The organism is Microbispora sp. H10885, from assembly GCF_014161415.1.
Classification (GTDB): Bacteria; Actinomycetota; Actinomycetes; order Streptosporangiales; family Streptosporangiaceae; genus Microbispora; species Microbispora triticiradicis.
This window is the reverse complement of sequence record NZ_JABBWY010000003.1, coordinates 419224-436744: the sequence shown is the minus strand read 5'-3', so window position 1 is coordinate 436744 and position 17521 is coordinate 419224. Positions and strand designations below refer to the sequence as shown.

The 17521-nt window shown below is 74.6% G+C and carries 4 protein-coding genes; 2 read left to right on the top strand and 2 right to left on the bottom strand.

What is annotated here, in order from left to right; genetic code table 11:
- Window positions 1-4 precede the first annotated feature (4 nt).
- On the bottom strand, window positions 5-952 hold the full coding sequence (locus HHX37_RS10465) for a ketoacyl-ACP synthase III family protein (RefSeq protein WP_182885269.1): 948 nt from the start codon (window positions 950-952) through the stop codon (window positions 5-7).
- Window positions 953-1164: 212 nt separating this feature from the next.
- Between HHX37_RS10465 and HHX37_RS10460 the strand changes: the two genes are divergently transcribed.
- Together HHX37_RS10460 and HHX37_RS37680 are read left to right on the top strand one after the other, a co-directional pair.
- Complete coding sequence (locus tag HHX37_RS10460) at window positions 1165-2952, top strand: condensation domain-containing protein (protein WP_182885268.1); 1788 nt, start codon at window positions 1165-1167, stop codon at window positions 2950-2952.
- The gene (locus HHX37_RS37680; RefSeq protein WP_310740326.1) at window positions 2949-15845 is read left to right on the top strand and encodes a type I polyketide synthase; all 12897 of its coding nucleotides are present in this window, start codon (window positions 2949-2951) and stop codon (window positions 15843-15845) included. Before HHX37_RS10460 ends, HHX37_RS37680 begins: the two co-directional genes overlap by 4 nt.
- Before the next feature lie 74 nt (window positions 15846-15919).
- On the opposite strand, the gene HHX37_RS10400 is transcribed toward HHX37_RS37680, so the two are convergent.
- The gene (locus tag HHX37_RS10400) at window positions 15920-16915 is read right to left on the bottom strand and encodes a helix-turn-helix domain-containing protein (RefSeq protein WP_220502753.1); all 996 of its coding nucleotides are present in this window, start codon (window positions 16913-16915) and stop codon (window positions 15920-15922) included.
- Window positions 16916-17521 lie beyond the last annotated feature (606 nt).

The following is a 17521-nucleotide window of genomic DNA, read 5'->3' as shown; positions in this document are numbered from 1 at the left end:
GCCCCTATCCGCCGATCACCATCGCGGCGTACGTCGCGCCCAGGCCGACGGCGGCGAGCAGATACACGCCGTCGTCGCGCAGCCGGCCCTCGTCACGCATGCTGGCGAGATTGATGAATGGGTCCGATCCGAAACAGTGGCCGAGCCGGGGAACGTTGTCGAGATAAATTCGCTCGACCCCGAAACCCAGTTCGCGGATTACGCTCCGCCACGACGAGTTGTTCACGTTGTGCGGCACGATCATCGTTATCTCCTCCGGCCTCAGGCCCGCCTCGTGAACGGCCTGGCGAAGGATCTCCACAACGGTCGGCGTGTAGGAGGTGAAGAAATCCGCGAGCACGTCGGGCTGCGGCCGGTACAGCTGCGCGTATTCGCCGCGCGTCCGCACCGCGTACGACCTGATGCGCCGGCCGGCGCCGCCCACGCCGACCAGGCAGGCGGCCGACCCCTCCCCCATCAGTGTCGTGTTGGGGATCACGGAGAAGATCCGCGAGGTCGGCTTCTCACCGGTCACGACGAGCGCGCGCGCTCCCGCGTCACCGTCCGCCAGCAGCAGCTGCACGGCGACGTCGACGGCGGCGAGCCCGCTCGCGCAGTTCTGCTGGGTGACCGCGAACGCCTCGGCCTTCGGCAGGTCCAGCCTGCGGCAGAGCTCCTGAGCCGTGCTGACGTGCGCGGGCGCGACGTCCGGCGCGGTGTGCGCGTAGATCAGGTAGCGGATCCGGTCCCGGTCGGCCGCGGTGGGGACGAGCGCCCGGGCCGGCGTGCTCAGCAGGTCGATCAGGTCGAGGTCGGGGTCCATGGGCAGCCGTGCCAGGCCGTGGACGCGCTGGAACAGCCGGAGCTGGTGCCGGTTGATCCCCATCCGGTCGGCCACCTCCTCGATGGCGACCGACCGGCGCGGTACGAAACCCTGCACCGCCTCAATGGCCGGGACGGGGACGGTGGGCATGACACGTGCCTCCACATGCGTCATCGGATTCAAACGAAGCACACGCTAGGCCGAGCCACCCGGGATGGATATTGGGGTTTTCCCTACCATCACCCGCCGGCCCCGCCGGGCGAGAGATGTGGAGATTTCCCCAATAGGCCGCCGGCCGCCTGGTTAATACCCTCCGTGTGAAATTCATCGATCCCCCGAGCGCTGAGTGTTCAGGAGGCGGCATGGGTGGCCTGATATTCACCGAACGCATTCACGTGAAATACGCCGGGGGACGCGCGGTGGAGGCGCCGCTGACGCTCGGGCAGATCAACACCCTCGAATGGCTCGGTGACGACACCCGGGCGGGGCTCTACCGCATGATGGAGTGGGCCGTCACGGTGCCGGACGGCACCACTCTGCGCGACGTGACCGACACCCTCGCGGTCCTGGTCGAGCGGCACGAGTCGCTGCGGACCTCCTTCGTCACCGGCGACGGGCGGCGCCAGGTGGTGTCGGGCTCCGGCCAGGTGGCCGTGGATGTATACGAGACCGACGCCGACGCCGGCTCGCCCGTCGGCCCCGAGGAGGTCACCGACCTCATCTCGGCGTTGCAGGCCGCGCCCGTGGACGACGTGGCGGACTCGCTCTTCCGCGCCGCCGTCGCCATGCGCGACGGCGCCATCAGGGTGGTGCTCATCGCGTGCAGCCACCTCGCGGTCGACTGCGAGAGCCTGGCCGTGGTCGTACGGCAGTTCAACCAGCTGATCCGGCACCCGGACGAGCGCCACGCGGGGCCCCTCACGCACCAGCCCGCCGACCAGGCGCTCGTCGAGAACTCCACCCGCGGCCGGCGCCGCGCCGAGGCGTCGCTCCGGTACTGGCGGCAGCTCACGTCACGGATGCCGCAGAGCCTCTGCGCGATGCCGCGGCCGGCCGGCGGTGACGAACGCGAGGTGCACCACGACTACGCGGTGCCGGCCTCCGGCGGCGAGGGGCAGCCGCTCGGCTGCTGGCTCGACTCGCCCGCGCTGCGGCTCGCGCTGCCGCACATCGCGGCGCGTACGCAGACCACGCTGCCCATGGTCCTGTCGGCCGCGTTCTGCGCGGTGGTCTCCTGGCGCACCGGCGTCACCGACCTGGTGTTCGCCTCGCTGGCGAACAACCGGATCGGCAGGGAGATGCACGACTACGTCGGCACCCTGGCGCAGGACAGCCTGCTCGCCGTCGACGCCGGCACCACCAGCTTCGACGAGCTGGTCCGGCGGACCGGCGGCGCGACGTTGCGGGCCGCCATGCACGGGCTGTACGAGGTCAGGCTGCTCCAGGACCTCCAGGAGGAGATCGGCGACCGCCGGGGCACGCTGTTCCAGCGGGACTGCGCCTCCAACATCAACATCTTCTTCGACGGCGAGACGCGGCCGTCCGGGCCGCCGGAGGCGGCACAGGAGGCGCTCCCGCGGACCGCCCTCCGCTGGCACATCCCGCCGTACTTCCGGGTGCTGCTCCTGATGCGGGTCATCGACTCCGACGGCGAGCCGCTGCTCGGCCTGACCACCGGCCACGCCGACCTGATCCCCGCGGCCGAGATCGAGGCGCTGCTGCTCGGGATCGACCGGCTGCTCGCCGCGGCCGCCGCCGGTGACGTCGATCTCCGCCGGATGACCGAGATCACCGGGCTGACGCCGGTCGTCCGCGGCCCGGAGTGGCTGCGGGTGGACAACTGCTGGATCGAGCTGCCGGAGGTGCAGGCGGTGGTCGACGAGGCCGTCCAGGCGCCGGCCCGGGTCTTCGCCGTGCCGGACGACGACGGCCGTCCCGTGCTGACCGCCTACGTCGCCGCGGGCGGCGCGGTCAGTACGCCGCGGGAGGCCCACCGCGCCTGCCTGGGCCTGCTGAACGGGCGGTACTCCGCGATGGCGCCCGGCCGGTACGTGATCTGTGCCCGAGCTCCCGAAGACACCGGCGACCCGGGCGCCTGGCGCCGCCAGCCCGTGCTCGCCGAGGGCGACGGCCGGGAGGCGCAGCGATGAGCCACGCCGAGCCGATCGCCGTACTCGGCCTGGCCTGCCGGCTTCCGCAGGCGCCCGGCCCGGACGGCTTCTGGCGGCTGCTGCGGGCGGGGAAGGACGCGATCACCGATCCGCCGCCCGGCCGGCCGGAGGTCGCGCAGGGACACCGGCCCGGCGGGTTCCTCGACCGGATCGACGAGTTCGACGCGGAGTTCTTCGGGATCTCACCGAACGAGGCCGCCGTCATGGACCCCCAGCAGCGGCTCATGCTGGAGCTCGCCTGGGAGGCGCTGGAGAACGCCCGGATCGCGCCGACCTCCATAAGGGACCGCCACGTCGGCGTGTTCGTCGGCACGATGTCCGGCGACTACGGCACGGTGCTCCACCGCAACGGGCTCCAGGGGATCACCCGGCACACCCTGACCGGCTCCAACCGCGGCGTCATCGCCAACCGGATCTCCTACCACCTCGGCCTGCGCGGCCCGAGCTTCGCCGTGGACAGCGGCCAGTCGTCGTCGCTGCTGGCCGTGCACCTCGCCTGCGAGAGCCTCCAGAGCGGGGAGGCGGACCTGGCCGTGGTGGGCGGGGTCAACCTGAACATCGTGCCCGAGAGCACCGTCGGCGCGGAGCGGTTCGGCGGGCTGTCTCCCGACGATCGCTGCTTCACCTTCGACGCCCGCGCCAACGGTTACGTCCGGGGCGAGGGCGCCGCGGCCGTCGTGCTCAAGCCGCTGCGCCGCGCCCAGGCCGACGGGGACCGGATCCACTGCGTGATCCTGGGCAGCGCCGTCAACAACGACGGGAACACCGGCACGCTCACCGTCCCGAACCGTGAGGCGCAGGAGCGGGTGATCGAGCTGGCGACGCGCCGCGCGGGCGTCGGCCGGGACGAGGTCCAGTACGTCGAGCTGCACGGCACCGGCACGCGGGTCGGCGACCCGATCGAGGCGGCCTCGCTCGGCGCGGCCCTGGGAACGGGACGACCGGACGGCGACCGGCTCGCCGTCGGCTCGGTCAAGACCAACGTCGGGCACCTGGAGGGCGCGGCGGGAATCGTGGGCCTGCTCAAGGTGGCCCTCAGCCTCGCCCATCGGGAGCTCCCGCCGAGCCTGAACCACGTCACGCCGAACCCGGAGATTCCGCTGGACCGGCTGGGCCTCCGGGTCCAGACCGAGCTGTCCCCGTGGCCGAGGCCCGACCGGCCGCTGGTGGCGGGCGTGTCCTCGTTCGGCGTGGGCGGCACCAACTGTCACGTCGTGCTGGGCGAGCCCCCGGCGGAGCGTCCGGTGACGCGCCCGGCGGCACGCCCGGGAGAGCCCTCGGTGACGCACCCCGCGGAGCCCCCGGCCGAGCGCCCGGTGGCGCGGGCCGCTGCCACCGGTGACCTGCTGCTGCCGTGGGTGCTGTCCGCGAAGACCGGGCAGGCCCTGCGGGCCCAGGCCGGACGCCTCCGGGAGTTCGCCGGGGCAGAGCCGCGGCCCGGGACGGCGGACGTGGCGCGCTCGCTCGCCGTGACGCGGGCCTCCCTGCGGGAGCGCGCCGTCGTCCTGGCCGCCGACCGCGCGGGGTTCCTGACGGGTCTCGCGGCGGCCGAACAGGGCAGATCGGCCGGCCACCTCCTGCGCGGCGGCGCCGACGACGAGGGCACGTTGGTCCTCGTGTTCCCCGGGACGCCTGAGGACGTCTCCGGCCACCTCGCTACGGCGGCCGGGCTGCTGGACCTGCCCACCCTTCCCGGACGGACGTTCCGCCGTCACCTGGAGAGGGGCGCGGCGGAGATCGAGCGGTGCACCGGCTGGTCGCCGCTCGACGTCCTGCGCGGCGCGCCCGGAGCGCCCGGCGCCGACGCGCCGGAGGTCGCCCGGCCCATGTCGTTCGCCGTCGCGGTGGCGTTCGCCGCGACCCTGCGGTCCTTCGGCGTACGGCCCGGCGCGGTCGTCGGCCATCTCGACGGCGAGATCGCGGCCGCCTGCGCGGCCGGTCTCCTGACCCTCGCCGAGGCCGCCCGCCTGATCGTCCACGGCCGCGCGGGTTTCCCCCCGGCCGGCCCGCCCGATATGCCCGAACTGCCGTCGCCCGCCGCGACAACCCCTGACGCGAGCGCGCCGGAGGCCCCGGTCACGGCCGCGCCGGACGCAGGCGTACCGGACGCGGGCACGCTCGACGCGACGGCGCCGGATGACGGCGAGATCCCCTGCTACTCGACGCGTACGGGCGGCAGGCTCGACCGGGCCGCCGTCGGCGCCGCCGCCGGACCCGCACCCGCCGACGTCCCCGACCGGCTCGGCCCTCTCGTCGGCACTCTGACCCGCGAGGGCCACCGGGTCTTCGTCGAACTCGCGACGCATCCCGTGCTGACCGGCGCGACAGGCACCGCCTTCGCCGCGGGGCCCGACCACGACGGCGTGCTGCGGTCGATGGCACTGGCCTACGTCCACGGGGCCGACGTCGACTGGCCGGCCGTGCTCGGAGACGAGGCGGCCCTGGTCGACCTGCCGACGTACGCCTTCCAGCGCACGTCGCACTGGATCACCCCGACCGCCCCTCAGGCGATCGAGCCGGCTCCCTCCCCCGTCGTGGTCACGACGTCAGCGCGGGACGACTCCGCCTGGCGGCGCGTGACGTCCGGACTGCCGGAGGCGGAACGGCAAGCGGCAGCGGTGGCCCTGGTGCGCGAGCAGGTCGCCGACCTCCTCGGCCACGCGACCCCGGAGGCCGTCGGCGTGCGGCAGGCCTTCGGCGATCTCGGCTTCGACTCCCTCACCGGCGTCGAACTGAGCCACCGGCTGAGCGCCGCGACCGGGCTGCGCCTGCCGGAGACGCTGGTCTACGACCATCCCACGCCGGTCGCGGTCGCCGAGCGCCTGGTCGGCGAGGCAGGCGGCCCGGCGGCCACCGTGACGGCCGGTACGACGGCCAGCACGCAGAACGCTGCGACCGCCGCCGTCGCGGAGGCGGCCGACGATCCGATCGCCGTGGTGGCGATGGCCTGCCGGTATCCCGGTGGCGTACGGTCGCCCGAGGACCTGTGGCGGCTGGTGGAGTCCGACATTTGCGCGGTGTCCGACGTGCCCGCCGACCGCGGCTGGCAGGTTCCGGCCGTCGGCGGGTTCCTGGCCGACGCGGCGGGCTTCGACGCCGACTTCTTCGGCATCTCGCCGCGCGAGGCGCTGGCCATGGACCCGCAGCAACGGCTGATGCTCGAAGTCACCTGGGAGGCCCTGGAACGGGCCGGAATCCCCGCCGCGACGCTCGCGGGTGGCGACACGGGCGTCTACGTGGGCGCGATCCCGCAGGAGTACGGCCCGCGCGGGCACGAGGGACCCGACGAGCTCAAGGGCTACCTCCTGACGGGCGGCACGGGCAGCGTCATCTCCGGCCGGATCGCCTACACCCTCGGCCTCGGCGGCCCCGCCGTGACCGTCGACACCGCCTGCTCGTCGTCGCTGGTCGCCGTGCACATGGCCTGCCAGGCGCTGCGGCTCCGCGAGTGCGGCTTGGCCCTGGCCGGCGGCGTGACCGTGATGGCCTCCCCCACGATGTACACCGAGTTCGGACGGCAGCGCGGACTCGCCGCCGACGGCCTGTGCAAGCCGTTCGCCGCCGCGGCGGACGGCACGAGCTGGGGTGAGGGCGCTGCGCTGCTGGTGCTCGAACGGCTGTCCGACGCGCGGCGGAACGGCCACCCCGTCCTGGCGCTGATCCGCGGCAGCGCGGTCAACCAGGACGGCGCCAGCAACGGGCTGACCGCCCCCAGCGGCTCCGCGCAGCGGCGGGTGATCCGGGCGGCCATGGCCGCCGCCGGGCTCGGGCCCGCGGACGTGGACACCGTGGAGGCGCACGGCACCGGCACCTCGCTCGGCGACCCGATCGAGGCCGAGGCCCTGCTGGCCACCTACGGCCGGGAGCGGCCCGCCGACCGGCCGCTGCTGCTCGGCTCGGTGAAGTCGAACATCGGTCACTCCCAGGCCGCCGCCGGGGCCGCCGGGGTGATCAAGATGGTGCTGGCCATGGACGCGGGCGTCCTGCCGAGGACGCTGCACGTCGACCGGCCGACCCCCCGCGTGGACTGGTCCTCCGGCGGCGTCCGCCTCCTGACCGAGGCGACCGGCTGGCCGGACGCCGGCCGTCCCCGCCGTGCGGCGGTGTCGTCCTTCGGCATCAGCGGCACCAACGCGCACCTCATCCTGGAGCAGGCCCCGGCCGCCACGTCCCCGGAGACCGCGCCGCCGCCGACCACCCATGCGGACGGCGGGACGCCCGCGACGTGGCTGATCTCGGCCAAGACCGAGCCGGCTCTCCGGGCGCAGGCGCAGCGGCTCAGGGACCACGTCGCCGCCCGCCCCGGCCTCGACGCGAACGCCGTCGCGGCGGCCCTCGCGACGGGCCGTACCCTGTTCGAGCATCGGGCCGTGATCACGGCGGCGAGCCGGGCGGCGCTGCTGTCCGGCCTCGGCGCGGTCGCCGCGGGCGAGCCCGCTCCCGGCGTGCTGCGCGCCGCCGGAGGAGCTGGCAAGACCGCCTTCCTGTTCGCCGGGCAGGGCAGCCAGCGGCCCGGCATGGGCCGTGAGCTGTACGAGGCGTCCGAGGTCTTCGCGGCCGCGCTCGACGAGGTCTGCGCGCACCTCGACACGCATCTGTCCGCACACGGGGACCGGCCGCTGCGCGACGTCATGTGGGCGCCCGCCGGGTCGGCCGAGGCGGACCTGCTCGGCCAGACCCGCTACACCCAGCCGGCGTTGTTCGCCCTGGAGACCGCGTTGTACGCGCTGGCCCGGGAGCACGGCATCACGCCGGACTACCTCATCGGCCACTCGATCGGCGAGCTCACCGCCGCGCACGTCGCGGGCGTGCTGTCGGCGGCCGACGCCGCGGCGCTCGTCACCGCCCGCGGACGGCTGATGCAGGAGTTGCCGCAGGGCGGTGCGATGGTGTCGATCCGCGCCGCCGAGGACGCCGTGCGCCCGCTGCTCGCCGGGCACGAGGAGGCCGTCGGCGTGGCGGCCGTCAACGGCCCGGCCGCCGTCGTCGTCTCCGGCGACACCGAGGCCGTGCTCGACGTCGCGCGGCACTGCGAGGAGCTGGGCTGGGCGACCCGGCGGCTGAACGTCAGCCACGCCTTCCACTCGCCGCACATGGACGGCATGCTCGGCGACCTCCTCGACGTCGCCGCCGCCCTGACCTTCCGGCCGCCCGCCGTCCCCGTCGTGTCCAACCTCACCGGCCGGATCGCCACCCCGGAGGAGCTGTGCTCGCCCGCGTACTGGGTGCGGCACGCGCGCGAGGGGGTGCGTTTCCTCGACGGCGTCCACCGGCTGGCCGAACAGGGCGTCACCTCCTACCTGGAGCTGAGCCCCGACGCCGTGCTCGCGCCGCTCGCGCGGACCACCCTCGCGGCCCTGTCGCCCGAGTCCGGCCCGGCGCCGGAGTTCATGCCGGTCCTGCAGCGCGGACGCCCGGAGGCCGAGACCGCCGACCGGGCCGTCGCCTGGGCCCGGGCCCGCGGCGCGGGCGTGCCCCCGCACCCGGGTCGCGCCGGATGGCCGGCCGCCTGCGCCGACCTGCCCACGTACCCCTTCCAGCATCGGCGCTACTGGCTGACCGCCACCCCCGGTCCGGACGCGTCCGAATCGCGGCCGTCCACGGCCGTCCCCGCCGAGACGCGCTTCTGGGCCGCCGTACGCACCGGGGACACCGGCGCGGTCGCCGACGCGCTCGGAGTCACCGGCACGGACGAGCGGTCGTCGCTGGGCGCCGTCGTCCCGATCCTGTCGGACTGGCACCAGCGGCACAGCGAACGGGCGGCCGCCGACGGACGGCGGTACCGCGTCGCCTGGCGGCCGATCCCCGTGACGGCGGCTCCCGCCCCGCGCGGCGTCTGGCTCCTGGTGGTCCCGGCCGGGTACGCGGACCACGAATGGGTGACCGCGTGCGCGGACGCCCTCACCGACGGCGGCGCCGACGTCCGGACGATCACCGAGGTGAGCGGCGACGCCGGCCGGGACGTGCTCGCGTCGCGGCTGCGCGCCGCACTGGGTCATGAAAGCACGGGTCACGGCAGCTCGGGTCACGGCAGCCCGGGTCACGGCAGCACGGGTCACGGGACGGCGGGTGACGGGGCCGCGGGTGCGGGCGGCGTGCTGTCGCTGCTGGCGCTCGACGAACGCCCGGACCCGCGTCATGCCGAGATCTCGCGTGGCCTGTCGGCGACGCTGACGCTCGTGCAGGCCCTCGGCGACGCCGCGCTCGACGCGCCGCTGTGGTTGCTGACCCGCGGGGCGGTCGGCACCGGCTCCACGGACCCGGTCGAAAGCCCCGCGCAGGAGCAGATCTGGGCGATCGGCCGTTCCGTCGCCCTGGAGCGCCCGCGCTCGTGGGGCGGCCTGGTCGACCTCCCGGCCGACACCCGCTCCGCGCCTCTCCTTCGTACGGCCCTGAACGGGCCCGGGCACGAGGAGGAGATCGCGATTCGCGCCGCCGGGCTGTTCGGACGCCGGCTGGTGAGCGCGTCGCGGCCGCCGTCCGCCGGCGAACCCTGGCGCCCGCGCGGAACCGTCCTGGTCACCGGTGGCACCGGCGGTCTAGGCGCCCACGTCGCCCGATGGCTGGCCGCGGGCGGAGCCGAGCACCTGGTGCTCGCCAGCCGCCGGGGCAGGGCCGCGCCGGGCGCCGAGGCCCTCGAAGCGGAGCTCACCTCGCTCGGCGCCGCCGTCACCGTCGCCTCCTGCGACGTGGCCGACCGCGCGGCGCTGGCGGAGCTGGTCGGCACCGTGACCGCGGAGCACGGCCCCATCCGGTCGGTGTTCCACACGGCGGGGGTCGGGCGGCGCGTGCCCGTCGAGGACCTCACCGCGAGCGATCTCGCGGAGGCGTGCTCGAAGGCGGCCGGCGCCGTCAACCTGGACGAGCTGTTCGGCGAGACCGCGCTGGACGCGTTCGTGCTGTTCTCCTCGATCGCGGGCGTCGGCCTGTGGGCCACCACCGGCCAGGCCGCGTACGCGGCGGCCAACGCCTTCCTCGACGCCCTGTCCGAGCGGCGCCGCGCCCGTGGCCGCACCGCGACCTCGCTCGCCTGGGGTCTGTGGGCCGGGCCGGGGATGGGCGCGGACGCCGTGTTCGCCCGCCACCTGCAGCGGCACGGCGTCGAGGCGCTGCCGCCCGAGCAGGCGATGGCCGCGCTGCAGTACGCGCTGGACGACGACGAGACCTGCGTGACCATCGCCGACATCGCGTGGGAGCGGTTCGTGCCCCCGTTCGCCGCGGCGCGTCCCCGTCCGCTGCTCGACGACCTGCCGGCGGCGCGGGAGGTGCTTCGCGCGCCTGAGGACGTCCCCGCGTCCGGACTGTCCGGCCAGGGGCTGCGGCGGGAACTCGCCGCCCTGCCCGCCGCCAGGCGGCGCCCGCGGGTCCTGGACGTGGTGCTGGGCCACACGGCGGCGATCGTCGGCGAGTCGGCCGAGGCGGTCGACGCGCGCAGGCCCTTCCGCGACCTCGGATTCGACTCCCTGATGACCGTCGAACTGCCGGAACGGCTCACCGCCGCCACGGGCCTGACGCTTCCCGCCACCCTGGCGTACGACCACCCGACGCCGGACGCGGTCACCGACCGCCTGTACGCGGAGCTCACCGGCACGTCCGATCGCGTCGCGGCCCCGGCCGCCGCCGCGCCCGCGCCGGTGGACCCGGACGCGGATCCCATCGCCATCGTCGCGATGGCCTGCCGCTACCCGGGCGGCGTGCGCTCCCCCGAGGACCTGTGGGACCTGCTGATGTCCGGCGCCGGCGCGGTGTCGGAGTTCCCCACCGACCGGGGCTGGGACCTGGACCGGCTGTACGACCCCGACGGCGAACGACCCGGCACGTCGTACACGAACCTCGGCGGCTTCCTCGACGACGCCGGGGAGTTCGACCCCGCCTTCTTCGACATCAGCCCCCGCGAGGCCGTCGCGATGGACCCGCAGCAGCGGCTGTTGCTCACGCTCGCGTGGGAGGTCATGGAACGCGCCGGGATCGACCCCGCCACCCTGCGGGAGAGCGACACCGGTGTCTTCGTCGGCGCGTCGTCGCACCAGTACGGCGGCGACGGCACGCACGTCCCCGAGGACGTCGCCGGGCACCTGCTGACCGGCACCGCGCCGAGCGTGAACTCCGGCCGCATCGCGTACGGCCTCGGCCTGCGGGGACCGGCCCTGACGGTGGACACCGCCTGCTCGTCGTCGCTGGTCGCCGTCCACCTCGCCGGGCAGGCGCTCCGCTCCGGGGAGTGCGGCATGGCGCTGGTCGGCGCCGCCACGGTGATGGCCACCCCGACCGTGTTCACCGAGTTCAGCAGGCAGCGCGGGCTGGCTCCCGACGGCCGGTGCAAGCCGTTCGCCGCCGCCGCCGACGGCACGGCGTGGAGCGAGGGCGCCGCGATGCTCCTGCTCGAACGGCTCTCCGACGCGACCCGCAACGGCCACCGGGTCCTCGGCCTCCTCCGGGGCAGCGCCGTCAACCAGGACGGCGCGAGCAACGGGCTGACCGCGCCCAACGGCCCGGCGCAGGAACAGGTCATCGCACAGGCGCTCGCCGCCGCGGGGCTCGGCCCGGCCGAGGTGGACGTCGTGGAGGCGCACGGCACCGGCACCGCGCTCGGCGACCCCATCGAGGCCAGGGCACTGCTCGCCGCGTACGGCCGGGACCGGGAGGCGCGGCCGCCGCTGCTGCTCGGTTCGGTCAAGGCCAACATCGGGCACACCCAGGCGGCGGCCGGAATGGCCGGGATCATCAAACTGGTCATGGCGATGCGGCACGGCGTGCTGCCGAGGACGCCGCACGTCGACCGGCCGACCCCGCACGTCGACTGGTCCTCGGGCGCGGTGCGCCTCGTGACCGAACCGACCGCCTGGCCCGGCACGGGCCGGCCGCGCCGGGGAGGCGTCTCGTCGTTCGGCATCAGCGGCACCAACGCCCACGTCGTCATCGAGCAGCCCGCACCACAGGAGAAGCCGGAACCCGTGCACGGAGGGCCCCCGGCCCACGTGCCCGGAACGCGGACCGAGACGGCGTCGCCGGCGCCCTGGCTGATCTCCGCGCGCACGGAGACGGCGTTGCGGGCGCAGGCGGTTCGGCTCCGCGACTTCGCCACGCGTCACCCGGAGCTCCCCCTCGACGACGTCGCTCACGCGCTCGTCACGACCCGGCACCCGTTCGAGCACCGGGCCGCCGTCACCGGCCGGACCCACGCCGAGCTGGCCGAGGCGCTGGACCGGCTCGCCCGTGGCGAAGGTCCTCTCGGCACCGTGACCGGTGTGGTCCAGGGCGTCGCGAAGGCGGCACGGACGGCGTTCCTCTACCCCGAGGGCACCGGGCTCGTCAGCACCGGGCCGGTCAGCACGGAACAGGCAGCAAACGGGCAGATGGGTGACGGGCGGATCGGTTCCGTACCCGGGCTGTACGAGGCGTTCCCGGTGTTCGCCGCGGAGTTCGACGCCGTCCGCGGCGCACTGGACGCCCATCTGGACACTCCCCTGCGCGACGTGCTCCGCACCGCCCCCGGCACCCTCGGGGACGACTCCTCCGCCCACGCGTACGCGGCCCGGTTCGCGGCCGACGTGGCGCTCACCCGGCTGCTCGAATACTTCGGGGTCACGCCCGAGTACGTTCTCGGCGCCGGGAGCGGCGAGCCGGCCGCCGCCTACGTCGCCGGCGCTCTCTCCCTCACCGACGCCGCGGCCCTGGCCGTCGCCCTGGGCCGGTTCGCAGGACAGTTGGCGGGCCGGGGCGACGAGGACGCGGCGCTGCGCGAGGTCCGCACGGTCGTCGGGCGCACCCGGTTCGTCGAGCCCGCCATCCCGATCGTCCACGCCTCGACCGGACGGTTCCTGACAGCCCATGATCTGGCCGACCCCGGGCACTGGACCCGCCGGGACACCACCGGGACGTGGGACGGCGCCAGGCTGCTCACCGCCGGCGGAGCGGGCCGTGTCCTGGTGCTCGGTCCCACCATGCCCGCCCCGACCACGATGCCCGCCCCGACCACGATGCCCACCCCGACCACCATGCCCACGCCCGCCGAGGACGACCCGGCCGCGACACACCAGCCGGCCTCACCACATCACGGGACCGGCACACCACAGCACCCAGACGCACCGCAGCACCCAGACGCACCGCACCAGGCAGGCACAACGCTCCGCCCGGGCGCGCCGATCGCGGTCGTGCGGCCGGGGCAGGGCGCGGCGCAGGGCCTCGTCGCCGCGCTGGCCGAGGCGTACTGCCAGGGCCAGGCCGTCGTGTGGCGGAACGTCCTCCCCGCCGGGCGGGGCACGCCCGTCGATCTTCCGACCTACGCCTTCGACCAACGGCGGTTCTGGCTTCCGGCGTCCGGCCGGAGCCACGCCTCCGCCGTCTCGCGGGCGGCGGAGCGCCATCCCCTGGTCGACCAGGCGATCGAACTCGACGACGGCGGCATGCTGTTCACCGGGGGCCTCTCGGCGCGTACGCAACCCTGGCTCGCGGACCACGAGGTGCACGGGCGCGTCGTCGTGCCGGGCGTGACGTTCCTGGAACTCTCCGCGTGGGCCGCCCGGCAGACCGGGTGCGCCGAGGTCGTCGAGCTGACGCACAAGGCCCCCCTGATCGTCCCGCCCGAGGGCAGGGTCGAACTGCAGCTCCGGGCCGGACCCGCCGGCCCGGCCGGGCGACGGGAGTTCTCGCTGCGGTGCAGGGGCGAAGGCGAGGCTCGCGGGCGTCCCTGGTCGCAACTGGCCACCGGTGTGCTCGGCCCGGCCCGGCCCGGCGGTGTCGCCTCTGCGCAGAATGGGGCCGCGAAGACGGACCGGCCCGCGAGCGGCGTCCCCGGCGGCGCGGTCCCGATCGAGGTCGGCGACTTCTACCGGCGGTTCAACGCCCGTGGCCACTACGGCTGGGGTCCGGTGTTCCAGAGCGTCCGCGCCGCCCACCGGCACGGCGACGATCTCTACGTCGAGCTTCGGCTGCCCGAGGACCGGCGCCTGCATCCCGCCCTGTTCGGCCCGCATCCGGCTCTGCTCGACGCGACGATGCACGGGCTCGGCCTGGACGGCGCGCCGGAGCGGCTCGTCGACCTGGTCGCCGACGCCGGAGACGGCACCGCGCGGCCGCGCATCCCGTTCATCTGGAACGGGGTCGCCCTCTCCGCACACGACGCGCGTGAGCTCCTGGTGCGGATCTCACCGGCCGGTCCGGGGGCGGTGTCGATCACCGGGTGGGACGAGACCGGCCGCCCGGCGGTCGTCGTCGAGTCGCTGCACCTGCTGCCCGTCGCGCCAGAGCAGCTCGGACGTTCGGCCGGCCGCCGCGGAGCGCTGTACCGCGTCGCCTGGCCCGTCGTCGAGCCGCCCCACGAGACGCCGTACGAGAGACCGCGGCCCATCGTCACGGCGCACCCCGGTGATCTCTCCTCCGCGTGGGCGGCCGTCGCGGCGGACGGGGAGCCGCCCGCCGCGGTGGTCGTGCCGCTGCCGCCGGACGACCCCACGCCCGCCGCGGCCCGCCGCGCGACCCGCCGCACGCTGGAACTCGCGCAGCGGTGGCTCTCCGACGACGCCCCCGCCGGCGTACGGCTGGTCTTCCTCACGCGGCACGCGGTGGCCGCCCTCCCCACCGACCCGGTCGAGGACCTCGCCAACGCGGCGTCCTGGGGCCTGATCCGGTCGGCTCAGGCGGAGAACCCGGGCCGCTTCACGCTCGTCGACGTCGACGGGACGCCCGCTTCCCGCGACGCGATCGCGGCGGCGGTGGCCACCGGCGCGCCGCAGATCGTCATTCGAGACGGCGTACTCCATCGGCCGGAGCCGGTGCAGGTCCCCCTGATCACGGGCCGGAACGGCCGGCGCATCGACCCCCAGGGCACGGTGCTCGTCACCGGTGGAACCGGCGGCCTCGGGGCACTGCTCGCCCGGCACCTCGTCACCGAGCACGGCGTACGCCATCTGATCCTGGCGAGCCGCCGGGGCGACGCGGCGGCCGGCGCCCACCGGCTCGTCGCCGACCTGGCCGGCCTCGGGGCCGAGGTCAGGGCCGTCGCCTGCGACGTCGCCGACCGCGGCGCCGTGGAGGCGCTGCTCGCCGCGGTCCCGGCGGACCATCCGCTCACCGCGGTCGTCCACGCGGCGGGCGTGCTCGACGACGCGGTGCTCACCGCCATGTCCGCGCGGCAGGTCGAGGACGTCATGCGGCCGAAGGCCGACGGCGCCTGGCACCTCCACGAACTCACCCGCGGGCTCGACCTGGACGCCTTCGTGTTGTTCTCCTCCGTGGCGGGCGTGCTCGGCACCGCGGGCCAGGCGAACTACGCGGCGGCCAACGCGTTCCTCGACGCCCTCGCCCGCCACCGCCACTCGCTCGGGCTCCCCGCGATGTCGCTGGCCTGGGGGCTGTGGGAGTCCGACGGCATGGGCGGCCGCCTCGGTCCCGCCGACCTCGAACGGATGCGCCGCGCCGGAATCACGCCGCTGCCCGTCCAGGACGGACTGGGGCTGTTCGACGACGCACTCGCCGTGGCGGAGCCACTGATCGTGCCGGCCGACCTGGACCTCGCGGCGACGCGTGCCGGAACCGTGGCAGCGCCGGAGCCCGAGGCCGGGCCGGACGTCATGGGCGCGCTGCCGCCGTCGGGCCTCTCACCGGATGAACGGGACGCGCTGCTGCTCGACCTGGTCGTCGGGCAGGTCGCCGAGGTCAGCGGTCACGCCGCGGACTGGATCGAGCCGAACGCCACCTTGTTCGAGCTCGGCCTGGACTCACTCATGATCGTGGAGCTGCGCAACCGCCTCGCGGCCACCAGCGGGCTGGCCCTGCCCGCCAGCATCGCGTTCGACCATCCGACACCCGCGGCACTCGTCGACCACCTGCGGGACCGGCTGGCCGGAGACCGCGAACCGGCGGACGCCTGATGCCGCGAGCACGCCCGATGTCACAAGGCCGTCCGACGTCCCGAGGCCGTCCGACGCCACGAGGTCGTACGGCGTCACAGGGTCGGCGCGTCCGCCCACATGCCGGGTCCGGGCGCGGGCGCGGGCTCGGGATAGCGGAACCAGCCGCGTTCCGCCGCCCGTGCCCCGGCCTGGAACCGGCTGCGGGCGCCCAGCCGGTTCATCAGGTCCGCGGTGATCCGGCGGCAGGTCCTGGTGGAGATCCCGAGTTTGCGGGCCACCGCCTCGTCGGTGTGCCCCTCGCACAGGAACCTCAGCAGCTCACGCTCCTGGTCGGTGAGACCGTCGCCGTCGCGGGTGCGGGACTCGCCGAAGTCCCGGCCGCGTTCCCACATCAGGTCGAACAGCGTGCGCATCGCCATGACCATGCCCTCGCCGCGGACCAGCACCGCGCCCAGCGCGACGTGCTCGGGGTCGACCGGGACCATCGCCACCTCACGGTCCACGACGATCATCCGGATCGGCAGCACCGGAAGGGTGCGCACCCGGCCGCCCAGCCACGTGAGCCGGCGGGCATGGCCCGCCGTGACCGGGTCGCGGTCGATGGTGTCGAGGAAGAGGGCGCGTACGGCCACCCCGCGCTCCAGCATCTGCTCGTCCAGCGCCCGGCTCGCCGCCGTGCTCTCGGCGGACCGCGTGCCCACCGGCATCAGGGACAGGAACTCGTAGCGGGCGTCGCGGGCCAGTTGCACCAGCCGCTCCCTGATCGCGTCGATGTCCGCGAGGCGTTCCAGGACGTCGCCGGAGGCGTGACGCGTGATCGCGTCCTCGGCCTCCAGCACGGCGATCGCCGCCCGGCTCTCCGCGATCTGGTTCTGCCGGCGGACCAGCTCGGCCTCCTGGTGCTTGACGAGGGCTTCCAGGGCGATTCCCGGGCTCACCGGGCACAACACGCCCGGGTCCTCCCGGGACGGCCGGAGCAGCGAGAGCCGGCGCAGACGGTCCAGCGCGACCCGGACCTCGTCCTCCGCCAGACCCAGCCGAAGCATCAGATCGGCGACCGTGCTGTCGGGATCCGCCAGAATCGTCAAATAAACCGACTCGCTGGCCATATCCAAACCGAAACCCTGCAGCACACTGTTGCGGCAAGTCTGCGAATTCACATGCCACCTACCTCGTACACCGCATATCGCCGAACCGCGTCACTTGGCAGATATGCGGCCCGGCGCTCCCCGGCGGCCTGCCAGGCATCGTCATATTAAAGCCGGTCCGCCAACCCGTCCCGGCGACCACGGTTGCCATCTGGTTTGGCAACCGTGGCCGTCGGCATCCCGGCGACCGGTCTCCGACAGGAAGTCGTCGCACGCTCACACAGCGTGCGCAAACGTGTGAAGCGGCGCCATTTTCGGAAAGTGGTGACGGCGGGCCGGCCCGCATTTCTTCCGCCCGTAATTCGGCATCACATGGATTCCCGCCGGGTCCGCCCGGCCAGGCGTGCCATGGGCCGCCTCGATCGACACCCTGGTCCGTGGCTCCCGACGCAGAAAGCACCGATGGTTTCGGCGCTCTGTCCGGGATGGACGGAACCTGACAACATCCTGCCAGGACACGTGCTGCCAGCCGGGAGACGCTGACAGAGAGCGACGAGCTTGCGAAAATCATGGGAGCGCTCCCACGATTTTCATTCGCATTACCGC